11 protein-coding genes are annotated in these 12,168 nt (G+C 68.7%); 7 read left to right on the top strand and 4 right to left on the bottom strand.

Annotated elements, in window-relative coordinates:
* Positions 1–428: 428 nt before the first annotated feature.
* Complete coding sequence (locus JOD27_RS31695) at positions 429–974, top strand: FKBP-type peptidyl-prolyl cis-trans isomerase (protein ID WP_204765984.1); 546 nt, start codon at positions 429–431, stop codon at positions 972–974.
* Positions 975–1,019: 45 nt separating this feature from the next.
* On the opposite strand, the gene JOD27_RS31690 is transcribed toward JOD27_RS31695, so the two are convergent.
* Positions 1,020–1,961, bottom strand: coding sequence for a quinone oxidoreductase family protein (locus tag JOD27_RS31690; RefSeq protein ID WP_204765983.1), 942 nt, complete (start codon positions 1,959–1,961; stop codon positions 1,020–1,022).
* A 93-nt stretch (positions 1,962–2,054) separates the two neighbouring features.
* Between JOD27_RS31690 and JOD27_RS31685 the strand changes: the two genes are divergently transcribed.
* Complete coding sequence (locus JOD27_RS31685) at positions 2,055–3,239, top strand: MFS transporter (protein WP_204765982.1); 1,185 nt, start codon at positions 2,055–2,057, stop codon at positions 3,237–3,239.
* Here JOD27_RS31685 and JOD27_RS31680 read toward each other — a convergent pair.
* Positions 3,186–4,772 carry a DUF885 domain-containing protein gene (locus JOD27_RS31680; RefSeq protein ID WP_204765981.1) on the bottom strand — a complete coding sequence of 529 codons (1,587 nt, stop codon included), beginning with the start codon at positions 4,770–4,772 and terminating at the stop codon, positions 3,186–3,188. The two genes, JOD27_RS31685 and JOD27_RS31680, sit on opposite strands and share 54 nt — an antisense overlap.
* A 36-nt stretch (positions 4,773–4,808) precedes the next feature.
* Here JOD27_RS31680 and JOD27_RS31675 point away from each other — a divergent pair, with 36 nt between their 5' ends.
* Genes JOD27_RS31675 through JOD27_RS31665 form a run of 3 tightly spaced genes read left to right on the top strand, consistent with a single transcriptional unit; the run spans position 4,809 to position 6,752 of the window.
* Positions 4,809–5,099 (top strand): hypothetical protein, encoded by a 291-nt coding sequence (locus JOD27_RS31675; RefSeq protein WP_307830441.1) that lies wholly within the window; start codon positions 4,809–4,811, stop codon positions 5,097–5,099.
* Positions 5,096–5,941, top strand: coding sequence for an ATP-grasp domain-containing protein (locus JOD27_RS31670; protein WP_204765979.1), 846 nt, complete (start codon positions 5,096–5,098; stop codon positions 5,939–5,941). The genes JOD27_RS31675 and JOD27_RS31670 overlap by 4 nt, the downstream gene beginning before the upstream one ends.
* Before the next feature lie 22 nt (positions 5,942–5,963).
* The gene (locus JOD27_RS31665; RefSeq protein ID WP_204765978.1) at positions 5,964–6,752 is read left to right on the top strand and encodes an alpha/beta fold hydrolase; all 789 of its coding nucleotides are present in this window, start codon (positions 5,964–5,966) and stop codon (positions 6,750–6,752) included.
* Here JOD27_RS31665 and JOD27_RS31660 read toward each other — a convergent pair.
* Positions 6,738–8,315 carry a monocarboxylic acid transporter gene (locus JOD27_RS31660; protein WP_204765977.1) on the bottom strand — a complete coding sequence of 526 codons (1,578 nt, stop codon included), beginning with the start codon at positions 8,313–8,315 and terminating at the stop codon, positions 6,738–6,740. The two genes, JOD27_RS31665 and JOD27_RS31660, sit on opposite strands and share 15 nt — an antisense overlap.
* Positions 8,312–8,722, bottom strand: a complete 411-nt coding sequence (locus JOD27_RS31655) for a DUF485 domain-containing protein (protein ID WP_204765976.1) — start codon at positions 8,720–8,722, stop codon at positions 8,312–8,314. Before JOD27_RS31655 ends, JOD27_RS31660 begins: the two co-directional genes overlap by 4 nt.
* A gap of 333 nt (positions 8,723–9,055) precedes the next feature.
* Between JOD27_RS31655 and JOD27_RS31650 the strand changes: the two genes are divergently transcribed.
* Both JOD27_RS31650 and JOD27_RS31645 read left to right on the top strand, forming a co-directional pair.
* Positions 9,056–11,689 carry a sensor histidine kinase gene (locus JOD27_RS31650; protein ID WP_204765975.1) on the top strand — a complete coding sequence of 878 codons (2,634 nt, stop codon included), beginning with the start codon at positions 9,056–9,058 and terminating at the stop codon, positions 11,687–11,689.
* Positions 11,686–12,105 (top strand): roadblock/LC7 domain-containing protein, encoded by a 420-nt coding sequence (locus JOD27_RS31645; protein WP_204765974.1) that lies wholly within the window; start codon positions 11,686–11,688, stop codon positions 12,103–12,105. Before JOD27_RS31650 ends, JOD27_RS31645 begins: the two co-directional genes overlap by 4 nt.
* Positions 12,106–12,168: the final 63 nt, after the last annotated feature.

Below are 12,168 nucleotides of genomic sequence, written 5' to 3'. Positions count from 1 at the left end.
TCATCGGCCGCTACCCGATCGGACGAATGCGTTCAGTGTCCGATCAAGTGCGCGGAGTCACTGTACGCGTCGGTCAAAAGATAAGGAAGCTGCTATTCGTGCGACATTTACAACCGGAATAACCGCCCTTGAGCCCCTCCGCCAACCCGCACCCGTGCACTTCGGTGACACCGAGTCGCGACCTACGCTCAACGAGTCGGATGAGGGTGACCCACCCACCCAAACGCACGCACGCCGCGTGTCTTCCTCCACTCGCCCGCACCGCCCACTGCGCCGCGAGGACGAGCCCCGCGTCCACCCGCTGCCGGCCGCGATGCCGGGCATGGACGGCGCCCGAGGGGCCCACGCATCCCGCTGGTGCCGCGTCGGGTGGGCGGCGCCCGACCTGCTACACCCCGCTAACACACCCCCGAATACGCTCCCCCCTCATGCGCAACGTCCTGCTCATCGCGTCCCTGGCGCTGGCAGCCGCCACCGGCCTGACCGCCTGCGGCGGCTCAGCCCAGCCCTCGCTCGGCACCGGCACCGGCAGCAGCAGCAACACGCCGGCCCCGACCACCCCCTGCAAGGCCGACGACTTCAAGGTCACCGGCGACTTCGGCGCGGCGCCCAAGGTCGAGATCCCGGCCTGCAAGCCCACTGACGAGCTCATCGTCAAGGACCTGGTCCAGGGCACCGGCGCCGAGGTCAAGGCCGGCTCGACGGCCACGGTCAACTACCAGCTCACGACCTTCTCCGACAAGAAGGTGCTGGACAGCTCCTTCAAGCGCGGGCAGCCGTTCGACGTCGAGAACGTCGGGCAGGCGCAGGTCATCGAGGGCTGGAACGAGGGCATCATCGGGCTCAAGGAGAAGGGCCGGCGTCTGCTGGTCGTCCCGCCGGCCAAGGGCTATGGCAAGGGCGGCCAGGGCATCAAGCCGAACGAGACCCTCGTCTTCGTGATCGACGGCGTGAAGGTCACTCCCGCGGCGTGACGAACCGGCCCCCGACCAGGAGAACAGTCGGGGGCCGCTCAAACCTCACGGCAGCAGCAGCAACTTCCCGGTGGTCCGGCGCGACTGCAGGTCGGTGTGCGCCTGCGCCGCCTCCTCCAGCTTGTACCGCCCACCGATCCGCACCGACAGCGTTCCGTCCGCGATCGCCCCGAACAGGTCGGCCGCCCGCCACTCGAACTCCGCGCGGTCGAGCAGATAGGCCCCGGTCGACGGCCGGGTCAGGTACACCGACCCGGCGGCGTTCAGGCGCTGCGGGTCCAACGGCGGCACCGGCCCGGACGACGCCCCGAACAACGCCAGCAACCCGCGCGGCTTCAGCGACGCCAGCGACTGGTCGAACGTGTCACGCCCGACCCCGTCGTACACCACGTCGACCTTCTCGATCTGCGACGCGAAGTCCCCGTACCGCAGCACCTGGTCGGCCCCGGCCTCGCGAGCCAGCGCCTCCTTCTCGTCGGTCGACACCGTCGCGACGACGTACGCCCCGCGAGCCTTCGCCCACTGTGTCAGCAACAACCCGACCCCACCGGCGGCCGCGTGCACGAGCACCCGATCGCCTTCCTTCACCACGTGGGTCGAGTGCGTCAGGTAGTGCGCGGTGATGCCCTGCAACAGAGCAGCCGCCGCCAGCTCCACGTCCAACGAAGAAGGAACGCGCACCGCGGCCGAAGCAGGCACCACGACCTCGGACGCGTAGCTGCCCAGCACGGACATCCACGCCACGCGATCACCGACGGCGAACGAAGAGGAGTTCGAGGCGATGACCTCGCCCGCACCCTCCAGGCCCAGAGCGGTGGGCAGCGGCACGGGGTACTGCCCGCTGCGCTGGTAGGTGTCGATGTAGTTGACGCCGGCCGCGCCCACCCGCACCAGCAGCTCGTCGTCACCGGGCACCGGCGACGGCACGTCCGAGTACTCGAGCACCTCCGGGCCGCCGGCCGAACGCACCACCACTGCCTTGGGCATCTGTCCTCCTTGATCGACTCAACTCGAAAGAACTCGGGCCACGGCACGGATGTTCCCGTTCCCGCCAGGTGGGAACCGCTACGGTCGTCCAGCATGGGGGCGTTCGGGTTGTTCTGCTCGGCACGGTTCATCTCACTGCTCGGCACCGCCATGGCGGTGGTCGCGTTGCCGTTCGCGGTGCTCGACCACGGCACGGCGCTCGACTCCGGTCTCGTGCTCGCCGCGCGCATCGTTCCGTATCTGGCGCTGGTCCTGATCGGCGGTTCCATCGCGGACCGGTTCAGCCGGTCGGCCGTTCTCACCATCAGCCACGTCGGTTCCGGTGCGGCGCAGGCCGCGGCCGCCGCCACCCTTCTCACCGGCAACTACCACCTGGGCCTGCTCCTCGGACTTCAGGCGGTGCAAGGCGCGTTCAACGCCTTCACCTCACCGGCGGCGCGCGGCGGGCTCCCGCAAATCGTGGAGCCCGACCGCCTGCAGAAGGCCAACTCGCTGCTCAGCGCCGCGCGCTTCGGCACCGGCCTGATCGGCCCTGCCGCGGCGGGGCTCGCCGCCGCCACCATCGGCGCGGGGTGGGCGCTGGCGTTCGACGCCGCCACCTACTTCGCGGCGGCGGCCCTGTACGCGAAGCTGAACCTCCCCGGCAAACCGGTCACGTCGAGCCTCACGCAGAACCTCGGGGAAGGCTGGAACACGTTCCGCACCACGAGTTGGGTGTGGACGATGGTCCTGTCCTTCTGTCTCACCAACGCCATCTACGTCGGCGTGTGGACGGTCCTCGGCCTCGCGATCGCGAAACGGACCATCGGCGAGTTCGAGTGGGGCCTGGTGCTCAGCGCGTCGGGCGCGGGCCTCGCTCTCGTCACGCTGATCATGTATCGGACGCGGACCGTTCCGTTGTGGATCGCCACACTGATCACGCTCGTGGCGGCGGTTCCGTTGCTCGCACTGGGGCTCGGTGCGAACACTCCCACGTTGATCGTCATCGCCTTCGTCGAAGGCATGGGCATGGCCACGTGGGCGATCGCGTGGGAGACGGAGCTGCAACGCGCCATCCCCAACCACCTGCTGTCCCGCGTCACCGCCTACGACGAGTTCGGCTCCTTCCTGGCGATTCCGCTCGGCGCCGTCACGGCACCGCTGGTCGCCACGAAGATCGGCGACACGACGACCGCGACGATCTCGGCGTTCGCCTACGTCGTCGCAGCCTTCATCCCGCTGCCGTCACTCCTCGCCCAGCGCCACGCGGCGCGCCAGCCCGAGCGGCAGCGAGCCTGATCCCGCGATGCGGTCGTGGAAGTCGCGCGACGATCCCAGTGATGCGGCCAGGTACTCGTCGCGGATCTGGTCGATCTCCAACGCGCCGGTCAGGTACGCCGGCGCCTGCGTCGGCCACGCGCAGTACCGCTTGACCTCGCCGACGGCGGTGCCCGGCGTCAACGCGGTGCGCGCCAGCATGAACGCCTCGGCTTCTTCCGGCGTCATGTCCCCGCAGTGCAACGCGGTGTCGACGATCATCCGCGCCGCGCGGAACAACCGCGCCTCGACGTGCCCCATCAACGCCGCACGGGTCGTGTAGTACCCGACCGACCGCAGCAGCTTCTCCGCGTACAACGCCCAGCCCTCGGAGAAGAACGGCGTCCGGAACACCTTCCGCAACGGATGCGCGTCTCCCTGCGCCGCCACCCACGACATGTGCCAGTGATGGCCGGGGTAGGCCTCGTGCACCGAGATCGTCGGCAGCTGCGAGCGCGCGTTGGTGCGCAGCCGGTGCGTGATCTCCTCGTCCGTGGCGCCGTCCGGGGTGAACGGCACGAAGAAGTAGCCCGCGCGACGTGACGTCAACGGCGGCGGGCCGAGGTAGCTCGCGACCGACATGATCGGACGCTGGAACGGCAGCGACGGCACCACGGCGCACTCCTCGCCGTCGGGCAGCGTCACGAGGGAGTGCTCGACCAGCGCCGCGCGGGCCCGCTGCGTCTCCGCCTCGTACTCGGCCCGCATCGCCTCCAGCGTCGGCGGGTGGTCGTCCTGCAACGAGCTCATCACCGAACGCCAGTCGGACGATCCCGCGAGCTCGATCAGCTCCGCCTCCAGCGAGGCGTACGCGTCCTGGCCGCGCTGGTGCAGCTCCGGCGCGCCGTAACCGAGCAACTCCTTGTCCTGCAACAGGGTCGAGTAGAGCTTCTCGCCCATCCGCCAGTCGCCGGTCGCCCGCACGGCGAGATCTTCGAGGAACGTGGCGTACCGGTCGAACGCCTCCGCGGCGGGCACGGCGGCCTCAACCAGCTGCGCGCGCAGCTCGGGCGACGACACCTCAGACGGCAGCGAGTCCAGCAGGAACGACCGTCCCGTCCGCACCTGCCCGAGCGCGCGCCGCACCACCAGCGGCGACGCCAGCGACGGGTCCAGGTTCGCCTGCGCGGCCGCGAAAACCGAAGGCACCTCACGCAGCTTCGCGACGGCGGAGGCGACCAGCTCCGCCTCGGGCAGCAACCCGTGCAGAAAAGGCGTCAGCAGTCCGAAGAAGACCATCCCCGAGTACTCGTGCGGATCACGCCGCCACGACGGCCACGTCTCCGCCGCCAGCCATCCGCGCAGCACCGACAGCGCGAGATCGCGGTCCACCGACCTGGGCAACGGCTCCAGCCGCGCGACCCACGCACCGTTCTCCCTGGCCCGCCGCTCGAACGCGGCAGCGGAGAAGTCCCCGAACGTCGAGTAGTGCGGAAGCGAACCGACCAGCGCCGCGTGAGCGGGGTTGTTGTCGAAGTACCACGAGAGGAAGGACGCGAGCGTGTCGGTGGTCACCCGACCGAACCTACTCGCTGGTTTTACAGTGTGGGGGTGTCTGATCAAACCACTCAGAAGCGCATCGCCGAGTTCGTGAAGGCCCACGGCAAGCCGGGCACCGCGGTCAAGGCCGTCGTGGAGCCGATCGGCCGGGCCGGCGCGCGGATCGTGCTGGTCGGGGCGGACGGCGCCATGGGCGACGTGATGGCCAAGGACGTCGAGTCCGCCACCAACGCCGTCGACGCCGTCGACAACGTCGAGCAGGCCGAATGGGACCGCGAGACCATCGCCGCCACCAAGATCGGCTTCGCGCACCGCCGCAAGATGGCCTCGATGCAGTCGTGAAGGTCGTTTTCGCTTCCTGCGCCGCACTGCCGGAAGGTGACGGCGACGAGGACGCGCTCCTCGAAGTGCTGCGGCGCGACGGCGTCGACGTCGTGTGGCAGCCCTGGGGCGAGCCAGTTGACGCCGACCTCGTCGTGCTGCGCGCCACGTGGGACTACACCGAGCGCCTCGACGACTTCCTGGCGTGGTGCGAGACCGTGCCCGCGCTGGCGAACCCGATCTCAGTCGTGCGCTGGAACACCGACAAGTCCTACCTGGTCGAGCTCGCCTCGCACGGCATCGCCGTCGTGCCCACCGCCGTGGTGGAGCCGGGGGAGGAGCCGCACTTCCCGGACGGCGAGTTCGTGGTGAAACCGGCCATCGGCGCGGGTTCCCGCGGCGCCGGGCGGTTCACCGACCACGCCAAGGCCTGTGCGCACTTCGAGGCCCTCGGCGTCAAGGCGCTGGTGCAGCCCTATCAGTCCAGTGTGGACGCTCATGGCGAGACGGCGCTGGTGTTCTTCGCCGGCGAGTACTCGCACTCGTTCCACAAAGGACCGATGCTGGCGCAGGGCCTCGCCGAGTCGGAGTCGGGGCTGTACGTCGAGGAGAAGCTGCGCGCCATCGAGCCGACGGAACGCCAGCTCGACCTCGCGAACCGCGTGCTCGACGTCGCCGCCGAACGCCTTTCGTTGCAGCGCAACGACTTCCTCTACGCCCGCGTCGACGTCGTCGAAGGCGAGGACGGCGAACCGCTGCTGCTCGAACTGGAGCTCACCGAGCCGTCGCTCGGCTTCCGGCAGACGGGCGACGAGGCCGCTTCCCGGCTGAGCAAGGCGATTCGGGCGTCAGCGTCGCGATAGTGGCCCGCGCTACGTTCGGATCATGACCATCGCGAGCGTCAACGGCATCACCATCGGCTACGACGACGAAGGCACCGGTGACGACGTTCTCGTCCTGGTGCACGGCCACCCGTTCGACCGCTCGATGTGGCGGCCGCAGGTGGAGCACTTCAGCGCGGCCGGCTTGCGCGTGATCGCCGCGGACCTGCGCGGCTATGGCGAGAGCACCGTCGTTCCCGGCGTCACGCCCCTGTCGGCGTTCGCCGGGGACGTCGCCGCGCTGCTCGACCACCTGGAGATCGACAGGTTCGTGCTCGGCGGCTTGTCGATGGGCGGGCAGATCGTCCTCGAGTTCCAGCGGCTGCACGGCGAGCGCACCAGGGGCCTGATCCTCGCCGACACGTTCGCCCAGGCGGAGACCCCGCAGGGCCGGCGGAACCGCAACGACATGGCCGACCGGCTGTTGCGCGAGGGCATGTCCGGCTACGCCGACGAGGTGTTGTGGAAGATGGTGGCCCGGCACAACGCCGGTCCCGTCTCCGAGCACGTGTCCCGGATGATGCACAACGCCCCGGCGGAAGGCGCCGCGGCGGCGTTGCGAGGCCGTGCGGAACGCCCCGACTACACCGAGCTGCTCGGCACGATCACCGTGCCGACCCTGGTCGTCGTCGGCAGTGACGATGAATACACCCCGGTGCCGGACGCGGAGTACATGCACGAACGCGTCCCGGGTTCGGCACTGGTCGTGGTCGACGGTGCCGCCCACATGCCGAACCTGGAACGCCCCGAGGTGTTCAACAAAGCGGTCGGCGAGCTCCTAGCGCAGGCCTGAGCCGATGCCGGTGAGCCCGCGGACCTCCATCTCCGACTGCTTGTCCGGGTCCGCGGGCTCCCTGCTGAGGATCGTGCCCAGGAACCCCGCGAGGAACGACAGCGGGATCGACACGATGCCGGGGTTGGACAGCGGGAAGTACGCGAAGTCGGCGTCGGGGAACACCGACGACTTCGAACCCGAGATGGCGGGGGAGAACACGATGAGCAGCACGCACGACGTGAGTCCGCCGTAGATGCTCCACAAAGTGCCGCGCGTGTTGAAACGCTTCCAGAACATCGAGTAGAGCAACGTCGGCAGGTTCGCGGACGCGGCCAGCGCGAACGCGAGAGCGACCAGGAACGCGACGTTCTGACCGTTCGCCGCGATACCGCCGACGATCGCGAGGATGCCGACGCACACCGCGGTGACGCGGGCGACCCGGACTTCGTCGCGCGGGTCCGCCTCACCGTGCTTGATGACGTTCGCGTAGACGTCGTGGGCGAAGGAAGCGGACGCCGTCAGCGTCAGACCGGCGACCACAGCGAGGATCGTGGCGAACGCCACCGCGCAGACGATGCCGAGCAGCACCGTGCCGCCGACCTGGAACGCGAGCAGCGGCGCGGCCGAGTTCTCGCCGCCGGGAGCACCGGTGATCTTGTCCGTGCCGACCAGGGCCATCGCGCCGAAGCCGATGACCAGCGTGCACGAGTAGAAGATCGCCATCATCCACGTGGCCCACACGACCGACTTCCGCGCCTCACGCGCGTTGGGCACCGTGTAGAAGCGCATCAGCACGTGCGGCAGCGAAGCGGTGCCCAGCACGAGAGCCAGGGCGAGCGACAGGAAGTCGAGCTTCGTCAGGTCGGTCGCGCCGTACTTCACGCCCGGCGCGAGCACCGCCTCGCCCAGCGGCGACTTCTGCGTCGTGCGCTCGAGCATCGCGGACATGTCGAAACCGAACTTGCCGATCAGGAAGATGGTCAGCAGCGAGGCGGAGAGGAGGAGCAGGACGGCCTTGATGATCTGCACCCACGTGGTGCCCTTCATGCCGCCGACCAGCACGTACAGCACCATGACGATGCCGACGACGGCGATGATGATCGCCTGGCCGACCTTGCTGTGCACGTCCAGCAGCAAGGCCATCAGACCGCCGGCGCCGGCCATCTGCGCGATCATGTAGAAGATCGAGATCACGAGCGTCGCGTTGGCCGCGGCGGCGCGGACCGGGCGCTGGCGCATGCGGAACGCCATGACGTCGCCCATCGTGTAGCGGCCGGTGTTGCGCAGCCGTTCCGCGATGAGCATCAGGCCGATCAGCCAGGCGACCACCCACCCGATCGAGTAGAGGAATCCGTCGTAGCCGTTCACCGCGATGGCACCGGAGATGCCGAGGAACGACGCCGCGGAGAGGAAGTCACCCGAGAGCGCGATGCCGTTCTGGGTGCCCGTGAAGCTGCTGCCCGCCGCGTAGTAATCCGAGGCGCTGACGTTCCGCGTCGACGCGCGGTACACGATGTACAGCGTCAGCAGGACGAAGATGCCGAAGACGGACAGGTTGATCGCGGTGTTCGCCCCGGTCACGCGAGCTCCTCATCGGTTTCCGCGAGTGCGCGCACCTTTTCGACCTGCGGGTCGAGCCTCTTCTTGGAGTAACGCGCGTACGCCATCGTGATGATGATGGTCGTGACGAACTGGAGGAATCCCATCGTCAGTCCGACGTTCACCGTTCCGAAGAGCGGTGTGCTCATGAAGTCGGCGGCGTAGGCGGAAAGTAATACGAACGTCACGTACCAAGCGAGGAACAGCAGTGTTGCGGGCAGAATAAAACGCGTCACACGCCGCTTCAGCGTGAGGAAATCTTCACTCGTTTGGATGGTGCCGAAATCGGGCTCACCGTCACCATCGATAAGCAATGAGTGATGACGCTCGTCAAAGGTCGCGAAACCGGGGGTGGCCGGGCGTGACACGGAGGGCAGCGCCTTCGTCATCAACCGCTCGCATTCGTTACGGGGAGTACCCGGCGAGCGCCGTCGAGGCGGCTTCGGCCGGACCGGGGGTGGAGGGCGCAAGCGTAACCACGCGCCGCGACGAGTCAATCCCCCGAACCCGCAGGACCACCCATAAGGAGGGCTGTCACGGTCAGTGATCAGTCGTACACGCCCCAGGTCGTTGTCGCGTCACGCTCTCTGGCTTACTATCCGCTGACACCCGATACGGCTGATCGGCGATATCGAGCTGCGGGTGACTCAAGTCGCGGGGATTCACCAGGCCAGGAGGTAGCCGATAGTGGGGCACTTCGAGCGCGCCTTGGGGATCATTTCGTGAATGTCGAGTGGAGAAAGATCAGCGACTGGCGCAACTGGCGCCTGCCCGTCAAGCTCGGCGTCGTGCTGCTGGTGCCGGTCGCCGTGGCGGTCGGTGCGGGCACACTGCAGATCTCCGGTTACGTCGACCGGTCCAACAACTACGTGCAGATGCAGGGCCTGGTTCGGCTGCGGGCAGATCTCGCGCCATTGATCTCCAGCGTCCAGCAGGAACGCACGCTCGCCGCCCAGAGCGCGACGAGCGGTTCCGGTGTCGGCGCCTACCAGAACCAGATCAGCGCGACCGACAACGCCGCCGCGACCGTGCGCCGCCGCGTCGACCGCACCGAAGGCCTGAGCGACGTCGCCCGCAACCGCTTCACCGAGATGGGCGGCCAGCTCGACACGCTGAAGAGCGTGCGCGAGAAGGTCGTCCAGGGCGGCGACGGCGGTGACCCGTCCGGCGGCACCATCGGCTACACGAGCGTCGTGAAGTCGTTGCTGGACTTCGAGCAGGCCCTCATCAGCCAGCTCGGCGACGAGGCCATCGCGGGCACGGCACTGGCGCTGCACCACATGGTCATCGCGCAGGAACAGGTCTCCCTGCAGCACGCGATCGTCCTGGCAGGCATCGGCCGGACCAAGCTGCTCGGCGCCGAGCAGCGCACGCTGGAGCAGTCCGACATCCGGCTGCAGGACCGCCTGAACGACTTCCAGGCCATCGCCACCACCGAGCAGCGCCGCGAGTACGAGCAGACCGTCACCGGCATCGCCGTGGCGAGCCGCAACACGCTCGTGGAACGCGCGCTCACCCAGCCCGACGGCGTACCGCCACCCACCACGAAGGCCGGCCAGCCGAAGCCGCCGCCGTCGTTCGGCATCGCGGCGGACGAGTGGAACACCGCGTCCGGCACGACCACGCGCCTGATGGAGAAGGTCACCCGCGCGCTGCAGGACCAGCTCGGGAGCTCGGCCGCCGCGCTGCAGGACGACACGTCCAACAAGGCGGGCGCCGCCGCGGTGATCCTGCTCGCGATGCTGATCATCGCCGGCGCGCTCGGCTTCGTCATCGGCCGCTACCTGCTGCGCTCGCTGTCCCAGCTGCGGCACTCCGCGCTCGACGTGGCGCACCACCACCTTCCGGAGGTCGTCGCCGCGATCCGCGCCGACCGCAAGCCGGACACCGAGGTCGAGCCGGTGCCCGTGCACACCACCGAGGAGTTCGGTCAGCTGGCGCGCGCGTTCGACGCCGTGCACGAGCAGGCCATCCGGTCCGCCGTCGAGCAGTCGTCGCTGCGGTCGGGCATGAAGAACATCTTCGTCAACCTGTCGCGCCGCTCGCAGGGCCTCGTCGAACGCCAGCTCAAGCTCATGGAGGAGCTCGAGCGCCACGAGGAGAACCCGGAGCAGCTCGCCAACCTCTTCAAGCTCGACCACCTCGCGACGCGCATGCGCCGCAACAACGAGAACCTGATGGTGCTGTCGGGCACCGACGTCGCCCGCCGGTTCCACCAGCCGGTGCCGCTGGCCGACGTGCTGCGCGCCGCCGCGTCCGAGATCGAGCACTACCAGCGCGTCGTCGTGAAGTCGACGCCGTCGGTGGAGATCGTCGGCTACGCGGCCAGCGACCTCGTGCGTCTCGTCGCGGAGCTGCTGGACAACGCCACCGCGTTCTCCGCGCCGACCACCCAGGTCATGATCGGTTCACGCATCGACCAGCAGGGTTCGGTGCTCGTCGAGGTCGCCGACCAGGGCATCGGCATGGGGCCCGCCGAGCTGACCGAGGCGAACGAGCGGCTTTCCTCTGGTACAGAAGATGATGTGCCGGTTTCGCGTCAGATGGGTCTTTTCGTGGTCGGGCGTCTCGCGGCCCGCCACGGCATCACCGTGCGCCTGCGCACGCCGGGCGAGGGCCGTGAGGGCCTGCGCGCGTTCGTCCTCGTGCCGTCGGAGCTCGTCCGTTCGCACGACGAGGAGCCCGCCGCCGCGCCCGCCCAGCCGCGCCACGCCGCGCTGCCGCAGCCGAAGCAGGTTCCGCAGAAGCCGCACGTGGTCGTGAAGACCCCGAACCTGGCGGCACCGCCCGCACCGGCCCCGGTCGCTCCCGCCATCGAGCACCCGCGCGAGTCGGCCGAGTGGACCTCCTTCCGCGGCGCCGCGATCGAGGAGCCGCAGCGGCAGTCGCGCCCCTCGCCGAACGGATCTCCGAACGGGTCGCCAACCGAGACGCGGCCAACCACTGTTGAGACGACGTCTTCCTGGTTCTCCGGGAGCGGAGTCTCGGACGAATCGGTCAACAGTGATCATTCGTCGCCAGCTCCCCGACCCGGACCGTCACCGTCCGTAGCGGCTTCCTGGTTCGGCAAGAAGTCCGCGGGCGGGGTCTGGGAACAGCCGGGCGACCCCGCGACGGACGCCGGTGAGACAGACGCCGGGTTGCCGAAACGGGCGCCGCGCAAGAATCTGCTTCCCGACCTCGCGGACCGTTCCGAGAGCGGCACCCGCGCGCCGGTGCCGCCGAAGCGCGATCCGGAGCGAGCACGGGGCTTTCTCGCGAGCTACCAGACAGGCATTCGCCAGATGCCGCTGGGCAGCAACGGGAACGGAAACGGCCAGGGGAAGAACGGCCAGGGGAACGGGGAAAAGGCATGAGCACGCCTCAGTCGCGTCAGGTGGACCAGTTCGGCTGGTTGATCACGAATTTCACCGATCGCGTACCGGGTGTCGCACACGCGATCGTGATCTCGGTGGACGGCCTGCTGCTCACCAAGTCGACGGGTCTGCCACCGGACCGCGCCGAGCAGCTGGCCGCGATCGCCGCGGGCGTCACATCACTGACGATGAGCGCCTCGCGTTGTTTCGAGGGTGGCGGAGTGTTGCGCACCGTGATCGAGATGGACTACGGGATCATGCTCCTCATGTCCATTCGAGACGGATCTTGTTTGGCGGTTCTCGCCGCGCCCGACAGCGACGTCGGCCAAGTGGCCTACGAGATGACCGTGGTCGTCGACCAGGTGGGCCAGATCCTCACTCCCGAACTGCGAGCGCAGCTGCACAGCGTGAGGTGATCATGAGTTCGGCCGCTGACGCGCACCGACGACGCAGGCGGGTGGAGTCACCCGCCGAGCAGA

The sequence above is a fragment of the Lentzea nigeriaca genome, assembly GCF_016907955.1.
Taxonomy (GTDB): Bacteria; Actinomycetota; Actinomycetes; order Mycobacteriales; family Pseudonocardiaceae; genus Lentzea; species Lentzea nigeriaca.
The sequence above is the reverse complement of the archived record's forward strand: the minus strand, read 5'-3'. Positions and strand labels throughout refer to the sequence as shown.